This window comes from Streptomyces sp. RGM 3693 (assembly GCF_050471125.1).
In the GTDB taxonomy this organism is placed as follows: Bacteria; Actinomycetota; Actinomycetes; order Streptomycetales; family Streptomycetaceae; genus Streptomyces.
Genome location: NZ_JBMPPQ010000001.1, coordinates 1,129,664 through 1,148,624, shown reverse-complemented (window position 1 = coordinate 1,148,624; position 18,961 = coordinate 1,129,664). Strand labels below are relative to the sequence as shown.

The window sequence follows — 18,961 nt, the reverse complement described above, 5'->3', positions numbered from 1 at the left end:
CTTGCTCGGCGCACCGCATGAACACCACGTAGACAGTGTCGACTTGCCGATAACGACGAGTTAACAGCACCGCGAATGCCTCGACTTACCGAGGTCCACTTACTCGGCACAATGGATCATCGCGCCGGAGACAATGACAACATTGTACCGAGGCAATGGCATTCATTGCACTGAAGGTGTCGGGCTCTTTGCACCCGGTGCAAGAACACCCCCGGATGGCCGCGGACTTACCGGGTCGACGCCCCCGGCAGCGTGGCACGATGGTCGAACACGGGGAAATCCCGGGGAGTTGTCCGCGGGCACGCGGACGGGCTGGGCCGCGGAGCTGACGGAAGGGGAGCCCGGTGAGCACGCTCAACAAGGGGATCGAGAAGGTCGTGGTGGCGCTCGGATGGGATCCCAGCCCCATCGGTGAGCCGGACATCGACCTGGACATCATTGCGGCGACGTACTCAACGGACGCGCCGCAGGGCGAACCGGCCTACCTGGTGCACTTCGACAGCAGGTCACCTGATGGGACCATCACCCTCAACCGGGACAGCCGGACCGGCCAGGGGTTCGGTGACGACGAGGTCATGACGCTGGAGTTGGAGCGGCTGTCCGAGCGCTACTCCCGCGTCGTGGTGGGCGTGGTGATCCAGCAGTTGCACGGCCGGAGGGTCTTCGGCGAGGTGGCGAACACGCTCATCGAGGTACGCGAGGGCTACACCACACTGGCGCGGATCGACTTCGCCGGGGTCGCGGATGCCACCGCGGCGACCGTCGCCGAGTTCGCGCGGGACGCCTCCGGCGAATGGCGGTTCCAGGCCGTACTGCGCGGGTTCGACGCCGAACCGGACGCGTTCAGCAGGCTGATGGGCAGTTGACCGGTACCGGCGGCAGATCTGGAGGGGAGGCGGCGGGCCGCCTCCCCTCCGGCGTTCGGCCTGCTCGACGCACCCGTCACCCGCTCGCCTTCTTACGACGACGGTGGGCCGCGACCCGCTCCCGGGTGGCACAGGCCGCAGAACAGTAGCGGCGGGCGCTCCCCGGTCCGGTCCCCAGATAAAGGGTGGTGCAGCCGGACGCCGCGCACTCGCCCCAGGGGACGCGGCCGTACTCGGTCAGGATCTGGGCAAGCGCCAGGGCGCTGGAGGCCAGGAACCAATCGGCCCAGCCCGCGTCGTCCCCACCGTCGACATGTAGATGCCAGGGGTGGCCGCCGTGCCGGGAGAGCCGCGGCCGCGCGCCACAGGCCGCCAGCAGCGCATTGAGGGCGTGGGCGGCCCGGTCGGTGTCGGTCTCGGCGAGGAGGCCGGCGATCCTCGCTGCGGCGCCGCGCAGTTCGTCTGCGTCGCGCTCCGAGAACGCCTGCTCGGCGAGGTCGTCGGGGCCCTCCCCGTGCCGGGCGAGGAGTTCCACGAGGGCGGCGCGGGGCAGGTCCGGCACCGCCCGCACGGCGTTGGCGAGGTCGATCATCCGCTCCGCGGGCCGGAAGCCGTGCACCGCGGAGCCGCTACTGCTACCGACCTCGGCTCTGTCGCCACTGATATTGGTACGCATGCCGAATTCCCGTTCCCTGCCGTGCCGTTACCGCCGTGGAGCGGCGGCCAACAGCATCCCGCACAGCAGCCGACTCCACTCCACTCCACTCCACTCCACTCCACTCCACTCCACTCCACTCCACTCCACTCCACTCCACTGCAACGTCTTGTCATGGGAAGGCGTTACGAAGTTGTCGGACGGGAGGGATCGCCCCATGCACACCGAGCAAAATCCCGCCGGATTACCGCGCTATTTGGCCGTCGCCCTGCTCGCCAGGCTGGCCGAGGAGGGCATGGCCGTGGCGGCGGTGCTGCTGACACTCGCCCGTACCGGCAGTGCCGCCCAGGGGGCGTTCCTCCTCACCTCCTGGATGGCGCCGCATGTGCTCGCCGCTCCCCTGGTGGGCGCCCTCGCCGCGCGAACCCGCCGGCCCCGGCTCTTCCACCTGGCGGCACTGGGCGGGTTCGCCGCGGCCATCGCGGCACTGGCGCTGCTCGCCGGGCGCGCGCCCGCCCCTGTGACGTTGACGGTGGCCCTGGTCGGCGGCGCTTGCGGCCCGGTGGTCTCCGGTGGGTTGTCAGGGCTGATCGCGGTGCTGGTTCCGGCGGGACCGCCGCGCGACCGCGCCTATGCGCTGGACGCCGCGGTCTACAACGCCGCCTCGGTGGCCGGGCCGGCCACCGTGAGCGTGGTCGCCGGACTGTGGTCACCGGGCCCGGCGATGGCGCTGCTCGCCGGGGTGGCGGCAATTGCCGCCGGGCTGACCCCCGGGTTGTTCCGCGGACGTGAGCGGTCCGGTCGCCAACGCCCCGACGACGGGCCCGCCGCGGTCGCGCGCCGGTCCGGCCCGACGGCGGGCCTGGTCGCCGTGCTGCGCGTCCGGGAGCTGAGGGCGATCACCGCGGCCACCTGCCTGGCGTTCGTCGGGGTCGGCGGGCTGACCACCACCACGGTGCTGCTCGCCGCCCAACGCGGCTACCCGGGCAGTGGCGGCGCCCTGATGACCGCGTTCGCCATCGGGGCGCTCGCCGGGTCCCTGGCCATCGCCCGATGGCGGCCGCGCGTAACGCCCCAATTGACCGCCACCATCGCCCTGTTGGGCACCGGTTCGACCCTCGCCGTCGCCGCGCTGATCCCGCGGCCGGCCGCCGCCGCGGGGTTGTTCGCCCTCGCCGGGCTGTGCGACGGACCACTGCTGACCGCGACGCTACGGATCCGCGCCGACCATGCCCCGGCGGCCGTACGGGCCCAGGTCTTCACCCTGGGGGCCGGCATGAAGATCACCGCAGCGGCCTGCGGGGCGGGGCTCACAGGGCTGGCCGCGACACTCCCACCGCCCGCCCTGCTTCTGGGGATCGCCGCCCTCCAGATCGCCGCCGCGCTGCTCCATACACTCCTCCGATCCCCGATCCCCGATCCCCGATGCGCAGCCGTCCCACCCCGCCCGACGCCCCACCGCCACCTCCGCCACCCCCACCGCTCAGGACAGAAACCGGGATCCGCACCTGCACACCCCAGGGTGACGCAGGAGGATCGGTAGCTCTCAGCGAGACCCGACCCGGCCCGAAAGCGACCAAATCACCAACCCGCCAAACCACTTACCCCTACTCCACCAATCCACCGGCCCCCAAAAAAGCCCCCGCTTCCCCCTCCCCCCACCGGAATATCGCAATTTCCCGATTCTCCGCCGTTCACCATGCCCTCGGCATAACCACTTGCCGCACGGTTCACGCGCGCCAAGGATTACCGCCATGCCTGTTCTCACCGCGTCTGACGGGACCACGCTCGCCTATCACGTCGCAGGGAAAGGCGAGCCGCTGCTCTGCCTTCCCGGGGGCCCGATGCGCGCTTCCGCCTACCTCGGTGATCTGGGGGGATTGGCGGCCCATCGCCAATTGATCCGGCTCGATCTGCGCGGCACCGGTGATTCCGGCATTCCCGCCGACCCGGCGACCTACCGCTGCGACCGGCAAGTGGACGACGTCGAGGCGCTCCGCGCGCACCTCGGTCTCGAACGCGTCGACGTTCTCGCGCACTCCGCGGCGGGCGATCTCGCCCTGCTCTACGCGGCCCGTTTTCCGGGGCGGATCCGCAGCCTCACCCTGGTCACCGCCCGGGCCCGCGCCCTGGGTATCGATTTCACCGAGGCGCACCGGCGGGAAGCAGCCGCCCTGCGGTCCGCCGAACCGTGGTTCCCGGCCGCGTACCGCTGCTACGAGACGGTGTGGTCCGGTTCCGCCACGGACGCTGACTGGGATGCCATCGCCCCGTTCTTCTACGGCCGTTGGGATGCGGCCGCGCAAGAGCACGCCGCGTCCGAGGTCGCGCAGAGCAATGAGGAGGCCGGGGAACGGTACGCCGCCGAAGGCGCCTTCGCCCCGGTCGCGACGCGTGCCGTCCTGGCCGTGCTGGACCTGCCGGTGCTGCTCCTCGCGGGCGAGCTGGACAGCGGCCCGCTGCCCCGGGTCGCTGCGGAGATCGCCGCGCTACTGCCCGGCGCCACGCTGACCGTCCAGCCGGGTGCCGGCCACCACCCCTGGCTCGATGACCCGGATCGTTTCACCCGGACCATCAGGGAATTCCTCCCGTAGACCATTCCGCCCCGCAAGCCACCGAGGACCGCCGTAGGCCGGGCACGCACCCCACCGGCCCCGGGCACTCGGCCCGCGCAGGGCTCCCGGCGGGGCGACGGCCCCGCCACACCACGCAAGCCGCACACAGCAGGGCGGCGACCCCGGGTCCTCCCGGTGTCGCCGCCCTGTTCAGCTCACGCCCGGCGGCCGATCAACGGCCGCCGCCCCCGTGGGGCGCCGGGCTCAGCTGCAACCGCTGGTCGAGCCGCAGCCCTCGCAGAGGTAGCAGCTGCCGGCCCGCTGCATCTTGGTACCGCAGGAGAAGCAGAGCGGGGCGTCGGCGTTGATCCCCAGCTGCATCTCGACCAGTTCGGCGTTGGTGTGCGCCTGCTTGGGGGCCGGTGCGGCGACCTCCTCGACGACCTTGGCCGTCGGCGCGGCCTCCTTCGGCGGCTCGATCTGCCGCGGCGCGGACTGGGCCAGGCCCTCCACGTCGACCTCGTCCTCGGGCAGTTCGTACGAGCCGGTCTCCAGGTGCCGCTGGCGCTCCTCGACGGAGTGGATGCCGAGCGCCGAGCGGGTCTCGAACGGCAGGAAGTCCAGCGCCAGGCGGCGGAAGATGTAGTCGACGATCGACTGCGCCATCCGCACGTCCGGGTCGTCGGTCATACCGGCCGGCTCGAAGCGCATGTTGACGAACTTCGAGACGTAGGTCTCCAGCGGCACGCCGTACTGGAGGCCGACCGACACCGCGATGGAGAAGGCGTCCATCATGCCCGCGAGGGTCGAACCCTGCTTGGACATCTTCAGGAAGACCTCGCCGAGACCGTCGTCCGGGTAGGAGTTGGCGGTCATGTAACCCTCGGCGCCACCGACCGTGAAGGAGGTGGTGATCCCCGGACGGCCCTTGGGAAGGCGCTTGCGGACCGGGCGGTACTCGACGACCTTCTTGGCCGCGGTCGGCTCGACGACCGCGGCCTTCTTCTCCTCTTCCTTCTTCTTGGCGGAGAGGGGCTGGCCGACCTTGCAGTTGTCACGGTAGATCGCGAGCGCCTTCAGGCCGAGCTTCCAGCCCTGGAAGTAGACGTCCTCGATCTCCTCGACGGTGGCCGTCTCCGGGACGTTGACCGTCTTAGAGATCGCGCCGGAGAGGAACGGCTGGGCCGCGGCCATCATGCGGACGTGGCCCATCGGGGAGATGGAGCGCTCGCCCATGGCGCAGTCGAAGACCTCGTAGTGCTCCGACTTGAGGCCGGGGGCGTCGACGACATTGCCGTTCTCGGCGATGTGGGCGACGATCGCCTCGACCTGCTCGGGCTGGTAGCCGAGCCGCTTGAGCGCCTTGGGGACCGTGTTGTTCACGATCTGCATGGAGCCGCCGCCGACCAGCTTCTTGAACTTGACCAGCGCCAGGTCCGGCTCGACGCCGGTGGTGTCGCAGTCCATCATCAGGCCGATGGTGCCGGTCGGGGCCAGCACCGACGCCTGCGCGTTACGGAAGCCGTTCTTCTCGCCGAGGCGCAGCACGTCCTGCCATGCCTCGGTCGCCGCGGCCCACACCGGGGTGTCCAGGTCGTCCATGCGCACCGCGACACCGTTGGCGTCGGAGTGCTGCTTCATGACGCGCTTGTGGGCGTCGGCGTTGCGGGCGTAGCCGTCGTACGGGCCGACGACCGCGGCCAGCTCGGCGGAGCGCTTGTAGGAGGTGCCGGTCATCAGCGAGGTGATGGCACCGGCCAGCGCACGGCCGCCGTCGGAGTCGTAGGCGTGACCGGTGGCCATCAGCAGCGCGCCGAGGTTGGCGTAGCCGATGCCCAGCTGGCGGAAGGCGCGGGTGGTCTCGCCGATCTTCTCGGTGGGGAAGTCCGCGAAGCAGATCGAGATGTCCATGGCCGTGATGACCAGCTCGACGACCTTGGCGAACCGCGCGGCGTCGAAGGACTGGTTGCCCTTGTCGTCGTCGCGGAGGAACTTCAGGAGGTTGAGCGAGGCGAGGTTGCACGAGGAGTTGTCCAGGTGCATGTACTCGCTGCACGGGTTGGACGCGGTGATCCGGCCCGTCTCCGGCGAGGTGTGCCAGTGGTTGATGGTGTCGTCGTACTGGATGCCGGGGTCGGCGCAGGCCCAGGCGGCCTCGGCCATCTTGCGGAACAGGCCCTTGGCGTCGACCTCCTCGATGACCTCGCCGCTCATCCGGCCGCGCAGCCCGAACTTCGAGCCGGACTCGACGGCCTTCATGAACTCGTCGTTCACGCGGACCGAGTTGTTGGCGTTCTGGTACTGGACGGACGTGATGTCGTCGCCGCCCAGGTCCATGTCGAAGCCCGCGTCGCGCAGCGCGCGGATCTTCTCCTCTTCCTTGACCTTGGTCTCGATGAACGCCTCGACGTCGGGGTGGTCGACGTCCAGGACGACCATCTTGGCCGCGCGGCGGGTGGCGCCGCCCGACTTGATGGTGCCGGCGGAGGCGTCGGCGCCGCGCATGAAGGAGACCGGACCGGAGGCGTTGCCACCGGAGGAGAGCAGCTCCTTGGAGGAGCGGATGCGGGAGAGGTTCAGGCCGGCACCAGAGCCGCCCTTGAAGATCATCCCCTCTTCCTTGTACCAGTCCAGGATCGACTCCATGGAGTCGTCCACGGAGAGGATGAAGCAGGCGCTGACCTGCTGCGGCTGCTGGGTGCCGACGTTGAACCACACCGGGGAGTTGAAGCTGAAGACCTGGTGGAGCAGAGCGTAGGCCAGCTCGTGCTCGAAGATCTCAGCATCGGCCGGGGAGACGAAGTAACCGTTCTCCTCGCCGCTCTTGCGGTACGTCTTGACCACGCGGTCGATGAGCTGCTTGAGGCTGGACTCCCGGTTCGGGGAGCCCACCGCGCCGCGGAAGTACTTGCTCGTGACGATGTTGACCGCGTTCACCGACCAGAAGTCGGGGAACTCGACGCCACGCTGCTCGAAGTTGACCGAGCCGTCGCGCCAGTTGGTCATGACGACGTCACGGCGCGCCCACTCGACCTCGTCGTACGGATGCACGCCGGGGGTGGTGTGGATGCGCTCGATGCGCAGACCCTTGCCCGCCTTGCTGCCCTTGGCGCGGGAGCCTCGTGCCGGGCCGCTCGTCGTCTCTGTCATTCCGCCTCCCTATACGGGCAAACGCCCATATGTGCACACAAATTCCGTGGCACGGTGTATGTCTTTCCGGGAACGGGGCGCCCTGCTCTCGCCCCGGCCCAGGTCTGGATGTGTGCCGAACTCAGTCGGCAGTGGTGGCGGGAACGGGAACGGCCGGCTCGCCGGCCTCCTCGTCGGTCCCGCCGCGCGCGGGCGGCCCCTGCTCGCGCTGCTCCCGCAGCTCGGCGATGGCCGCCTCGAAGTCCTCAAGTGAATCGAACGCCCGGTAGACGGACGCGAAGCGCAGGTACGCGACGAGGTCGAGTTCCTGCAGCGGGCCCAGTATGGCGAGCCCGACGTCATGGGTGGTCAGCTCGGCGCTTCCGGTGGCGCGCACCGCCTCCTCGACCCGCTGGCCGAGCTTGGCGAGGGCGTCCTCGGTGACCGGGCGCCCCTGGCACGCCTTGCGCACCCCGGCGATGACCTTGGTGCGGCTGAAGGGCTCGGTGACCCCGCTCCGCTTGATCACCATCAGCGATGCCGTTTCGACGGTCGTGAAACGGCGGGAGCAGTCGGGGCACTGGCGGCGCCGGCGGATCGCCGTTCCGTCATCCGTGGTGCGGCTGTCGACGACCCGGCTGTCCGGGTGCCTGCAGAAGGGGCAGTGCATGGCTCCACCCTCCTCACCCTCGGAAACGGATGCACGCCAAAGGAACCGGCGTACGGCGACTGACCTCCGGCCGGTCCGTACGGGCCCTTCGGAGCAGCCACAAGCATAGGCGATCCCGGGGGCCCGAAGGACCCGACACCACAACTTGTAGGTGGCCGACCGCATCTAAGCACTAGATGTGGTGTCGGGCCGCTTATATCTGCCTACCGCGTGTCGCGGTGGCGGCGGGCCTGCGGGCCGTCCAAGAGGGTACGGGAAGCCACCCGGCGCGGGGACCGGAGGGGCGGGGATGACACAATCGGCGAGGCCGCGGAGAGGCTCCGCCGCGGTGCAGTTCGCTGCTTTTCGGGACGGGTTCCGATCGACATTCCGGATCGGATTCCGGGCGGGAATCCGGAGCGGGACGACGTCCCGGAGGCCCGAATTGCCATTCGGCCATACACCGCACTGCTTGATCAGGTCAGCCAATCGCCGAATTTTTCACTCGAACGTGTGTTTGGCGCAACCTTTCGAAAGCAACTACCGTTGGCTAACTAGGGAGAACATTTCGAGAGGGGCCGACGTGACCACCACCGCAGACAGCGCGACCATCACCGCACAAAGCCACTCCCCGAGCCGATTCGAACAACCGCAAAGGGCACCGCGGCCGATGGAAGACACCACGTCGGACTCCGAAGAGCACAAGCCGACTCGCTCGCTGCCGGGGCGCCCCCCGGGTATTCGCGCCGACAGTTCCGGGCTCACCGACCGCCAGCGCCGAGTGATCGAAGTGATCCGGGATTCGGTGCAGCGCCGCGGATATCCACCGTCCATGCGGGAGATCGGCCAGGCCGTGGGGCTCTCCAGCACCTCGTCCGTCGCCCACCAGCTGATGGCCTTGGAGCGGAAGGGCTTCCTCCGCCGCGACCCGCACCGCCCGCGGGCGTACGAGGTGCGCGCCTCGGACCAGCCGACGAGCGCGGCGACGGAGACCGCCGGCAAGCCCGCCGCGTCCTACGTCCCGCTGGTCGGCCGGATCGCGGCCGGCGGCCCGATCCTCGCCGAGGAGTCCGTCGAGGACGTATTCCCCCTCCCCCGCCAGTTGGTCGGCGACGGCGAGCTGTTCGTGCTGAAGGTCGTGGGTGACTCCATGATCGAGGCAGCGATCTGCGACGGAGACTGGGTCACCGTCCGCCGCCAGCCGGTCGCCGAGAACGGCGACATCGTCGCCGCAATGCTCGACGGCGAGGCGACCGTCAAGCGCTTCAAGCGCGAGGACGGCCATGTGTGGCTGCTGCCGCACAACTCCGCGTACCAGCCCATCCCCGGTGACGAGGCGACCATCCTCGGCAAGGTGGTCGCGGTGCTGCGTCGGGTCTGACCGCCCCGCCCTCACGACCGAGCCCCGGGACGGAACCACTGCGCCGGTTCCGTCCCGGGGCTCTGCGCCGTCCTGACAGGGCCCGCTCCCCGCTACTCCCCGGCCGCCTTGGCCGCCTGGTCGATGGCGGCCAGCGAACGACGGACCTGATTGCGGTCGGTGGTGTACCAGAAGTTCGGCATGGACTTGCGGAGGAAGGAGCCGTAACGGGCCCGCTCCACGCGCGGGTCCAGCACCGCCACCACACCACGGTCCCCCGTGGCGCGGACCAAACGACCCGCCCCCTGGGCCATCAGCAGCGCGGCATGGGTCGCCGCGACCGCCATGAAGCCATTGCCGCCGGCCTCCTCCACGGCCTTCTGCCGGGCGCTCATCAGGGGGTCGTCGGGGCGCGGGAAAGGCACCCGGTCCATCACCACCAGCTGGCAGTTGGGGCCCGGCACGTCGACGCCCTGCCAGAGCGACAGCGTGCCGAACAGGCAGGTCCGCGCGTCCGCGGCGAAGTTCCGGATCAGCTCGCCGAGGGTCTCCTCGCCCTGGAGCAGGATTGGCATGTCCAGCCGCCCGCGCATCGCCTCGGCCGCGGCCTGGGCACCGCGCATCGACGAGAACAGCCCGAGCGTCCGCCCGCCGGCAGCCTCGATCAGCTCGGCCAGCTCATCGAGCATGTCCGTACGGCTGCCCTCCCGGCCGGGCTGGGCGAGGTGCTTGGCGACGTAGAGGATGCCCTGCTTGCCGTAGTCGAACGGCGAGCCGACGTCCAGGCCCTTCCACACCGGTTCGTCATCGCCCGCGGTGCCCTCCGGGCCCAGGCCCAGCGAGGCCGCCACGCCGTTGAAGTCGCCGCCCAGCTTGAGGGTGGCGGACGTCAGTACCACGGAGCGGTCGGTGAAGAGCTTCTCCCGCAGCAGCCCGGACACCGACAGCGGCGCCACCCGCAGCGACGCGCCGAAACGGTCGTGGCGCTCGCACCAGACCACGTCGTACTCCGAGCCGTCCGCGATCCGCTCGGCGACCGCGTGGACGTTCTCCACCGCGGCCAGGGCCTGCTTGCGGACGGCGTCCTCGTCCTGGACGGACTTGTCGCGGGTCGAGCCCAGCGCGACGATCACCGTGCGGGCCGCGTCCCGCAGCGCCATCAGGCAGTACCCGAGCTCCTCGGGGATCTCCTCCAGGCGGCCCGGCAGTGCCAGCTCCATCAGGCGCTCGAAGGTCTCCGAGGCCGTCTGGAGCTGGTCGGCGGCCTTCTCGTTGACCAGCTTGGCGGCGCGGCGGACGGCGCGGTTGACCTGGCCGGGGGTGAGCTCGCCGGTGGCCACGCCGGTGACCCGGGAGACCAGCTCATGGGCCTCGTCGATGATCAGGACCTCGTGCTGCGGCAGGACCGGGGCGCCCTCGATGGCGTCGATCGCCAGCAGCGCGTGGTTGGTGATCACCACATCGGCGAGCTTGGCCCGCTCCCGGGCCGCCTCGGCGAAGCACTCCGCGCCGTACGCGCACTTCGAGGCGCCCAGGCACTCCCGGGAGGAGACCGAGACCTGGCCCCAGGCGCGGTCGGAGACGCCGGGGGTCAGGTCGTCGCGGTCGCCGGTCTCGGTCTCGTCCGCCCAGTCGCGCATCCGCAGCAGGTCCTTGCCGAGCTTGCTGGTCGGCGTCGCCTGCTCGAAGACGTCGAAGAGGCCGTCCTCCTCGTCCTGCGGGGCGCCCTCATGGAGGCGGTGCAGGCAGAGGTAATTGGAGCGGCCCTTGAGCATCGCGAACTGCGGCCGGCGACGGAGCTGCGGATGCAGCGCCTCGACCGTCCGCGGCAGATCGCGCTCGACGAGCTGGCGCTGGAGGGCCAGGGTGGCCGTGGCGACCACGACCCGCTCGCCGTGGGCCAGCGCCGGCACCAGATAGCCGAGGGACTTTCCGGTGCCGGTGCCGGCCTGCACCAGCAGGTGGGCCTGGTCGTCCACGGCCTCGGCGACGGCCTCGGCCATGGCCACCTGGCCGGGCCGCTCGGTGCCGCCGACGGCGGATACGGCGGCGTGGAGCAGATCGGGGAGAGAGGGCTTCGTCATAGCGCCTGCAAGCCTACGCGGGACCACTGACAGCGCGGGTCGATCACGGACCGTGCAGGGGATTGGGGACGGTGCCGTGGACGGCGGCGTGCGGGCGGTCGCGGCGGTCGCGGTAGCCGTCCACATGCAGCCGGTTGCGGTTCAGGCACAGCCGCTCGATCTCCGGGGTGAGCAGGTCGAAGGTCTCCTGGCGCTCCTTGAGGTGCGGGAACCGCTCGTGGTGGCGGAGGATTTCCGCGCGGACGAGTGACCAGAACTCGGCCTCGGGAACGCCCAGTTGGTCCTCGCACAGCGGCGCGAGGTAGCGGAAGACGCCGACGAACAGGCCGGAGTGGATGAACTGGGTGAGGAAGGCGGGCGGCTCGGTCAGCAGCACCGCCCGGACGTCCCGTGGCATCGGGTCGTGCTCGGGGAGCGGCTGGGCGCTGGTGTTGACGTCGTCGACGAAGTCCTTCATGGCCAGGCGGGTGGGGACGTCGTCCTCGTCGAAGACGACGATGGCGTTCTCGCCGTGCGGGGAGAAGACCGTGCCGTACTGGTAGAGGAAGTGCAGCAGGGGCGGCAGCAGCGCGGCGAACAGTCGGGCTAGCCAGATCCGCGCGGGCAGGCCGGAGCGGTGCACCAGTTCCGCGGTCAGCGCGCGGCCGGCGGGGTCGGTCTGGAGCAGGGAGGCCAGGGTGCGGGCGCGCTCCCCCGGGTCGAGGTAGCCGGCGAGCGGCTCCCGCCAGATGCAGCCGAGCAGCTCCTTGTACTGGTAGGGGACGCCGGGCAGCCGGTCGTAGAGGGGGTGCTCGACGGTGACGGAGGCGGTCTCGCCGAGCAGGATCACCCGGGTTTCGTCGCGCAGATACGTATCGCCGTCGCGGAGGCCGTGCACCCAGTCGGTGACGGCGGGGGCGGCGAGGGTGCGCTCGGTGGGCAGGCCGCGCCAGACCAGGGTGTTGAGGATGGACAGCGGGAGTTTGACGGTGCGCGACCGGGGGCGGGTGAGGTTGAGGAAGGTGCGGATCGACTGCTGCGGGAGCCGGAGGTCGTCGTCGGTGGGGAGCGGGACGAGGGATCCGTCGGCGAGCTGTGGGGCGAAGAGCGGGGCGATGGTCTCGTCCCACTGCCAGGGGTGGACGGGGAGGTAGAGGTAGTCGGCCGGGTCGTGGCCCGCGTCGGTGAGGGTGGTGGCGAAGGCGTGCCGGGTGGCGGGGTCGAGCTCCTCGTTGTAGAGGCGGTCGGGGGTGGCCAGGGCGGGGACGCCGCGGTAGTGGGCGAGGCGGTGGTGCGCGGCGAGCCAGGGCAGCCGCTGCCGGGTGCGGGCCTCGGGGGCCCAGGTCTCCGCGTCGGCGGCGGAGAAGCCGAGCCGGCCCTTGTTGGCGACGAGCCAGGGGTGGCCGGTCTGGTGGCCTTCGAGGGCGGCGTAGTCCAGGTCGGCGAGTTCCGCGGCGCTGAGCGCGGTGGCGTCCAGGCGGGTGTCGGCGGCGAGGGTGGCGGTCAGTTCGCGGATGAGGTGACCGGTGGTGTCGCCGGACAGGCCGAGGACGGTGTCGTGGGCGTGGGTGAGGAAGCGCAGCGGATCGGCGTGCGGGGTGATCGAGTGGGGGTCGATGCGCCAGTGTCCGTAGGCGCCTCTGCGGGCGGTGAAGCGGTAGGTGAGGTCGTCGGTGATCGGCAGGCGGTAGCGGGGGCTGCCGTCGGGGGCGGTGCCGTCGGGTTCGGGGGTGAGGATTTCCTCGTAGGCGAATTCCGCGAGGGTCTTGGCGAAGAGCCGGCGGGCGGCGTGCTGCCAGGCGTCGGACGACGGGCGCCGGCCGGACGCGGTGGTCGGGCCGGGCCGGCTGGCGGGGGCGGAGGGACGGGGCACGGGAGGCAAGGTGGGACTCCTCGGTACGGGACCGGACCGGCTCGTGCGGGGGACAACCGGGCCGGCGGATGGATGGCGGACCGGACCGGGGCCGTCGATGGACGGCCCCGGTGTCAGAGCTGGTGGCGGTGGGCGCGGTCGCGGACCATCAACGCCGCGCGTTTCTCCGGGAGTTGGATTTCCTCGGCGTAGCGGAAGCCGGCGCCGAGGAACGCCGCGACGGAGGCGGTGTTGCGCAGGTCGGGTTCGGCGATGACGCGCCCGCACCGCGGGCGGTGGTCGAGGACGAGGTCGGCGGTGGCGCGGAGCAGCGCCGTGCCGAGGCCCCGGCCGCGGTGGTGGCCGCCGCCGATGAGCAGGTGGATGCCGGTGTCGTGGGGTCGGGCCCGGTAGTAGCGGGCGACCCGGTCCAGGTCGGCGCGGTAGATCTCCCAGTAGCTCATCGGGACGCCGTCCAGGACGCCCAGGCAGGGCACGCTGCGGCCGTCGCCGGCCAGTTGGGGGCGCAGGTGGGCGGCGGTGATCTCCGGGGAGCCGGCCAGCTCCCAGAAGGCGGCGACGGCGGGGTCGTTCATCCAGGCGGTGATCCGGTCCAGGTCGCGGTCCGGGTCCACGGGGACGAGGGCGAACGGCCCGGCGGGGGTGTCGGCCGGCGGCCAGCCGGCCAGGTCGTCCAGCAGCGGGCCCGCGGCCGGGGTGGGGGCAGCGGGCGGCGCCGCGCCGGGGTCGGGCGCGGGCAGGTCGCCGAGGGTGTCGTCCGGCGCGGGGATGAGGCCGGATTCGGTCGATGACACGTGACGCACTCCTGTGGGACTGGGGACGACAGTGACGACGGCGACGACGGACGGCACGGCCTAGGGCGCGAGCGGGTTGGACAGGGAGACGTAGACGGACTGGGTGTCGACCGGGCCGACGAGTTCGTCCAGGCCGTGCAGCCGGGTCGCGAGGTTGGCCTTGCAGCGCAGGGTGCGGGCGGAGAGCAGCCGCTCCGGCAGCGTCGAGCGGTGGGCGCGGGGGGCCGCCGCGGCATCGGCGAGGAACCGCCGGAAGGCGGCGAGCAGGATCTCCTCGCGGATCAGGCGGGCCGCGCCGAACGCCCCGATGAGGCCGAGGACGTTGTTGATGCCGAGGTAGTAGGCGAAGCGCTCGTCGGTGACGTCGTCGGCGACGAAGGTGTCGCTGGTGGTGCCGATGCCGGGCAGTCGGCGTTCTAGTTCGGCGCGGTGCGAGGTCCGGAAGTAGTAGCCCTGGTTGTCGCGGTAGCGGCCGCCGGCCGGCCAGCCGTCGGCGTCGAGCAGGACGAGGGTGTTCTGCTGGTGGGCCTCCAGGGCGACGCCGGCCGTCCCGTCGAGCCAGAGGACGGGGCGGACGACCGCTTCGAGGTAGCGCAGGAACCATTCGGTGGCCACCGCGCCGGCCGGCCGCCCGGTGCGGGTGCTGAGCGCGCCGACCACGCTCTCCAGGCGGGAGCGCATCGCGCCGTGGCCGGGCCAGGGGCGTGGGGCGGTGAGGCCGGCGATGCAGACGGCGTCGTCGGTAGGGCCGAAGGGCTGGTGGCGGATGACGACGTCGAGGCCCTGGACGGGGGCGCCGTCCAGGCCGTCGACGGCGAGGTAGGCGGGGTCGCGGACGATGTCGAAGCCGGGGGTGCCGGGGAAGGCGGCCCGCCACTGCGCGCCCAGGCCGGTGCGGAGCAGCCGGTGCACCTCGACGCCGCGCACCAGTTCCTTGCGGAGGTTCTCCCGGCGGGAGTTGGTGATGCGCAGGCCGAGGGAGAGCTTGAGCATCGCGGAGGCCCCGGGGCGGCAGACCGTGCGGACGGAGGAGGTGGGGTACCAGCGGGGGCCGTGCGGGCCGAGGTCGTGCAGCAGTCCGGCGTCGCGCAGGGCGGCGGTCTCCGGGCGGGTGGCGAGGTCCCGGGCTTGCCAGGGGTGGAGCGGCAGCGGCACGGTGCCGTCGGGGAGCGGCAGTCCGTCGTCGGCGAGTTCGGTGGCGAGTTGCGCGGCCGGTACGGTGCGGCCGCGCTCGGTCCAGGCGGAGTCGGTGGCGACCACGGAGGGGTGGACGGCCATCCAGTGCAGGGGGAAGGCGCCGCGGAGTTCGGGAGAGTAGGCGCGGGTCTCGGCCTCGGTGAGGCCCTCGCGGCTCTTGGGCGTGGGGTGCAGGGGGTGGCCCAGGAGGAGCGACTGTTCGGCTTCGAGGAAGCGGGAGCCCTGGTCCTCGGCGGGGTGGGCGCGCCGGTCGGCGATGAACAGGGCGGTGGTCCGGACGGAGTTGGCGACCCGGCCGACAAGTTCGGCGCCGTCGCCGTCCGGGGCCTGCGGGGCGTCGTCGGCGGCGGGCGGCTCGTCGCCGTCGGCGACCCGGTGTTCGCCGCCGTCCGAGGCCCGCCGGTCGCCGCCGTGCGCGGCTTCGCGGCGCAGCAGGGCGGCCAGGGTGACGGCGTCCAGCGGGGCGGAGCCGGGCGGGGTGCCTTCGAGGGTGGGGGCGCCCAGGCGGTGCCAGCCGGTGGGTGACCAGTAGCGGACGGGGATGTGCAGGGCGGTGGCGGTGGCGTGCAGCGGGAGGCGCAGCCGGCCGCCGGCCGGGCGGGGGGTGCCGTGCTCGCGGAGCCAGCAGCGGAGCAGGTTCTCGATGCCGGCGGCGTCGGCGGCGACGGCCGGGTCCGGGTGGTCGAGGGGGTCGGCGTCGGGGTGGCGCACGGCGTCGTACCGGCCGGGGTCGCGGCGGCCGGCGGCCGGGGTCTGCTGGTGGCAGGTGTCGTCGCCGGGGCGGCGCTGTTGGCGGGGGACGGACGGTTCGATGAGGCCGGCGCCCGGGTGGTGGGCGGGGAGCCGTTCGGCCGCCTGGGTGCCGTCGGGACCGGGGCGTTCGTTCATGCGGAGGTGCCTCGCAGGGTGGTGGGGGACGAGCCCATGGGCCCGGGGGTGGTGCGGACGGCTGCCGCGATGGCGTCGGCGAGGCGGTCGAGGACCGCGTCCGCCTGTTCGTCGGTGAGGGTCAGGGGTGGCAGCAGGCGGACGACGGCGGAGTGCCGGCCGCCGAGTTCGACGATCAGGCCGCGGTCCAGGCAGGCCCGTTGGACGGCGGCGGCGAGGACCGGGGCGGCGGGGCGGGCGCCCAACGGGTCGGCGGCCGCGTCCCGGTCGACGAGCTCGATGCCGAGCATCAGGCCGCGGCCGCGGACGTCGCCGATGCAGTCGTGGGCGGCGGCGAGTTCGTGGAGCCGGGTGAGCATCCTGGCGCCGAGCTCCGCGGCGCGGGCGGCGAGGCCGTTGCGGCGGACGTAGGCGAGAGTGGCGGTGCCGGCGGCCATGGCGAGTTGGTTGCCGCGGAAGGTGCCGGCGTGCGCGCCGGGGCGCCAGGCGTCGAGTTCCTCGCGGTAGACGATGACGGCGAGCGGGAGGCTGCCGCCGATCGCCTTCGACAGGACGAGGACGTCGGGGACGATGCCGCTCTGCTCGACGGCCCAGAAGGTGCCGGTGCGGCCGACGCCGGTCTGTACCTCGTCGACGATCAGCGGGATGTCGCGGGCCGCGGTGAGCTCCCGCATCCGGCGCAGCCAGCCGGCCGGCGCGGGGATCACGCCGCCCTCGCCCTGGACCGGTTCGAGGATCATCCCGGCGGGCCGGGGCAGCCCGCCCTTGGGGTCGTCGAGGAGGTTCTCGGTCCAGCGCGCGGAGAGTTCGGCGCCGCGCTCGCCGCCGGTTCCGAAGGGGCAGCGGTAGTCGTACGGGTAGGGCAGTCGGGCCACGCCGGGGTGGCGGGCGCCCCCGGAGGCGGCCAGGGCGTCCGCGGTCATGCCGTGGTAGGCGCCGGAGAAGGCCATCAGGCCGTCCCGGCCGGTGGCGGTGCGGACGAGGGTGAAGGCGGCCTCGACGGCGTCGGTGCCGGCCGGGCCGCAGAACTGGATCCGCCCCTTTTTCGCCAACTCGTCGGGCAGGGTGGCGAACAGCTCGGTGGTGAAGGCGTCCTTGACCGGGGTGGCCAGATCGAGGATGTGCAGCGGCGCGCCGGAGTCGAGGACGGCGCGGATGGCTTCCAGGACCACGGGGTGGTTGTGGCCCAGCGCCAGGGTGCCGGCTCCGGAGAGGCAGTCGAGGTAGCGGCGGCCGTCGGCGCCTTCGATGGTCAGCCCGCGGGCGCGCACCGGGACGATCGGGAGGGAGCGCGCATACGTACGGGCGGCGGACTCACGCAGGGCCTGGCGGCGCAGGATCCCCTCGTGGGCCGGCGGCGCGGCCGCCGGCACGGTTTCGGTCAACGCCACGGCAGTTGTGTCCTCCTGCTGGTGAACTGCTGGATTCCGCGCGGGCCCGGTGGGCAGCCCGGCCGTCCCCCGTACGTACCAACGACGGCACCCTCGCGGGAACACGGCCGAGGGCAAGATCCTTGACGGCCGGGAACCGAGGCCCCGAGTACCACCGTCCCTCAGAACACCGGCATAGTGGGGGCTTGCACCCGGATCTTGCGGTTCATGACAAGTGCCGGACCGGGGGCGCCACTCATGAGCCGTACCGGCTCAGTCCGTTTGACACAGGGGGAGAACTCACCCATGCGATCGATACGTCGGCCAGTCCTGGCCGCCGCCGCCCTCACCGCCGTGGTGGCGCTGACCGCGACCGGCTGCGGGCCGTCGGGCGACAACGCGGATGCCAAGCCGACCGCGTCGGCCCAGGACACCACGGGCGGGGGTGCGATCAAGATCCCCAAGGATCTCCAGGACAAGCTCAAGGAACACGGCGTCGACCTGGACAAGTGGAAGAACGGCGAGTGGAAGAACTGGGACAAGGACAAGTGGCTTCGCGAGGCCGGGGAGTTCATCAACCCGGTCATCAAGAACTTCTGGAACCCGGACAAGATCGGTAAGGTCAAGCCCCCGCAGGACCCGAGCAAGTCCTCGGACATCACCGAGGACCAGGGCAAGACCGACCCGGAGCCGGCCGCGGTCACCGCGCAGCCGGTGAAGACGCCCTACACCTCCACCGCGCCGGGCGTCGGGCTGCTGCTGTTCAGCACGCCGGAGGGTGAGTCCCGCTGCTCCGCCACCGTCGTCAAGGACCCGGCGCACCCGGGCAAGTCCAACCTCGTGTGGACCGCTGCGCACTGCGTGCACGCCGGCAAGAACGGCGGCTGGTACCGGAACATGATGTTCGTCCCGAACTTCAACCGGACCGGTGTGTCGGCCGCCCAGATGAAGACCACGCCGTTCGAGGACCGGGTTCCGTCGGGCAAGTGGTGGGCGGACGACATGGCGACGTCCAAGGAATGGATCGCCGGTGGCGGCGCCGTTCCGGGCGTGCCGATGGCTCCGTACGACTTCGCGCTGATGCACGTGAAGCCGGAGGAGAGCGCCGGCGGCAAGTCGCTGGAGGAGATTGCCGGCGGCGCCTACACGGTGGACTTCAACGCCCCGGCGATGGCGAAGATCCCGGGCCTGACGGCACAGGGCTACCCGGCCGAGGCACCGTTCGACGGCGCGGCGCAGCAGTCCTGCACCGACAGGCCGACCCGGCTGACGCAGGACGCCAAGAAGCCGACCATGTACCGGATCGGCTGCACCATGACCGGTGGTTCGTCCGGTGGTCCCTGGTTCATCAAGGGCTCGGACGGCAAGCCGGTGCTGATCTCCAACACCTCGATGGGCCCGCGTCCGGCCCAGTGGCTGGCCGGCCCGCACCTGGGCACCGAGGCCAAGTCGATCTTCGACGCGATGAGCAAGAAGTGGGCGAACCAGCAGTAAGGACGTGAGGGGTGGCGCCGGGCCCCGGCGCCACCCGTCCGTACCGCCCCCGCACACGGCGAAGGCCC

Annotated in this window: 13 protein-coding genes; 5 read left to right on the top strand and 8 right to left on the bottom strand. The window is 71.7% G+C overall.

Features of this window, described 5'->3' with window-relative positions; translation table 11 throughout:
* The first annotated feature begins 344 nt into the window (after positions 1-344).
* Entirely contained in the window at positions 345-866 is a 522-nt protein-coding gene (locus tag ACO0M4_RS04855; protein WP_430368356.1) for a TerD family protein, read from the top strand.
* Positions 867-942: 76 nt separating this feature from the next.
* Here the strand turns inward: ACO0M4_RS04855 and ACO0M4_RS04850 are convergent, their stop codons facing one another.
* Positions 943-1,458 (bottom strand): CGNR zinc finger domain-containing protein, encoded by a 516-nt coding sequence (locus ACO0M4_RS04850; RefSeq protein WP_430371242.1) that lies wholly within the window; start codon positions 1,456-1,458, stop codon positions 943-945.
* 280 nt (positions 1,459-1,738) lie between these two features.
* On the opposite strand from ACO0M4_RS04850, the gene ACO0M4_RS04845 reads away from it, so the two are divergent.
* Entirely contained in the window at positions 1,739-3,064 is a 1,326-nt protein-coding gene (locus ACO0M4_RS04845) for an MFS transporter (RefSeq protein WP_430368355.1), read from the top strand.
* A 211-nt stretch (positions 3,065-3,275) separates the two neighbouring features.
* Entirely contained in the window at positions 3,276-4,115 is an 840-nt protein-coding gene (locus tag ACO0M4_RS04840; protein WP_430368354.1) for an alpha/beta fold hydrolase, read from the top strand.
* 225 nt (positions 4,116-4,340) lie between these two features.
* On the opposite strand, the gene ACO0M4_RS04835 is transcribed toward ACO0M4_RS04840, so the two are convergent.
* Together ACO0M4_RS04835 and nrdR are read right to left on the bottom strand one after the other, a co-directional pair.
* On the bottom strand, positions 4,341-7,226 hold the full coding sequence (locus ACO0M4_RS04835; RefSeq protein ID WP_430368353.1) for a vitamin B12-dependent ribonucleotide reductase: 2,886 nt from the start codon (positions 7,224-7,226) through the stop codon (positions 4,341-4,343).
* 121 nt (positions 7,227-7,347) lie between these two features.
* A complete protein-coding gene (gene nrdR / locus ACO0M4_RS04830) occupies positions 7,348-7,875 on the bottom strand; it encodes a transcriptional regulator NrdR (RefSeq protein ID WP_430368352.1) in 528 nt (175 codons plus the stop codon).
* A 562-nt stretch (positions 7,876-8,437) separates the two neighbouring features.
* Between nrdR and lexA the strand changes: the two genes are divergently transcribed.
* On the top strand, positions 8,438-9,235 hold the full coding sequence (gene lexA, locus ACO0M4_RS04825; protein ID WP_100603870.1) for a transcriptional repressor LexA: 798 nt from the start codon (positions 8,438-8,440) through the stop codon (positions 9,233-9,235).
* Between the two features lie 92 nt (positions 9,236-9,327).
* On the opposite strand, the gene ACO0M4_RS04820 is transcribed toward lexA, so the two are convergent.
* The 5 genes from ACO0M4_RS04820 to ACO0M4_RS04800 form a co-directional block, all read right to left on the bottom strand.
* Positions 9,328-11,298 (bottom strand): ATP-dependent DNA helicase, encoded by a 1,971-nt coding sequence (locus ACO0M4_RS04820; RefSeq protein ID WP_430368351.1) that lies wholly within the window; start codon positions 11,296-11,298, stop codon positions 9,328-9,330.
* A gap of 43 nt (positions 11,299-11,341) precedes the next feature.
* The gene (locus ACO0M4_RS04815) at positions 11,342-13,150 is read right to left on the bottom strand and encodes an IucA/IucC family protein (RefSeq protein WP_430368350.1); all 1,809 of its coding nucleotides are present in this window, start codon (positions 13,148-13,150) and stop codon (positions 11,342-11,344) included.
* A gap of 113 nt (positions 13,151-13,263) precedes the next feature.
* On the bottom strand, positions 13,264-13,944 hold the full coding sequence (locus ACO0M4_RS04810; RefSeq protein WP_430368349.1) for a GNAT family N-acetyltransferase: 681 nt from the start codon (positions 13,942-13,944) through the stop codon (positions 13,264-13,266).
* Positions 13,945-14,004: 60 nt separating this feature from the next.
* Positions 14,005-16,029 (bottom strand): IucA/IucC family protein, encoded by a 2,025-nt coding sequence (locus ACO0M4_RS04805; RefSeq protein ID WP_430368348.1) that lies wholly within the window; start codon positions 16,027-16,029, stop codon positions 14,005-14,007.
* Positions 16,026-17,420, bottom strand: a complete 1,395-nt coding sequence (locus ACO0M4_RS04800; RefSeq protein WP_430368347.1) for a diaminobutyrate--2-oxoglutarate transaminase family protein — start codon at positions 17,418-17,420, stop codon at positions 16,026-16,028. Before ACO0M4_RS04800 ends, ACO0M4_RS04805 begins: the two co-directional genes overlap by 4 nt.
* A 285-nt stretch (positions 17,421-17,705) precedes the next feature.
* Between ACO0M4_RS04800 and ACO0M4_RS04795 the strand changes: the two genes are divergently transcribed.
* Positions 17,706-18,893, top strand: coding sequence for a trypsin-like serine peptidase (locus tag ACO0M4_RS04795; RefSeq protein ID WP_430368346.1), 1,188 nt, complete (start codon positions 17,706-17,708; stop codon positions 18,891-18,893).
* Positions 18,894-18,961: the final 68 nt, after the last annotated feature.

Coding starts and splice junctions, on each gene's coding strand:
- ACO0M4_RS04850 (WP_430371242.1), bottom strand. CDS start 1,458: ATGATCGACCTCGCCAACGCCGTGCGGGCGGTGCCGGACCTGCCCCGC.
- ACO0M4_RS04845 (WP_430368355.1), top strand. CDS start 1,739: ATGCACACCGAGCAAAATCCCGCCGGATTACCGCGCTATTTGGCCGTC.
- ACO0M4_RS04840 (WP_430368354.1), top strand. CDS start 3,276: ATGCCTGTTCTCACCGCGTCTGACGGGACCACGCTCGCCTATCACGTC.
- ACO0M4_RS04835 (WP_430368353.1), bottom strand. CDS start 7,226: ATGACAGAGACGACGAGCGGCCCGGCACGAGGCTCCCGCGCCAAGGGC.
- nrdR (WP_430368352.1), bottom strand. CDS start 7,875: ATGCACTGCCCCTTCTGCAGGCACCCGGACAGCCGGGTCGTCGACAGC.
- ACO0M4_RS04820 (WP_430368351.1), bottom strand. CDS start 11,298: ATGACGAAGCCCTCTCTCCCCGATCTGCTCCACGCCGCCGTATCCGCC.
- ACO0M4_RS04805 (WP_430368348.1), bottom strand. CDS start 16,029: ATGAACGAACGCCCCGGTCCCGACGGCACCCAGGCGGCCGAACGGCTC.
- ACO0M4_RS04795 (WP_430368346.1), top strand. CDS start 17,706: ATGCGATCGATACGTCGGCCAGTCCTGGCCGCCGCCGCCCTCACCGCC.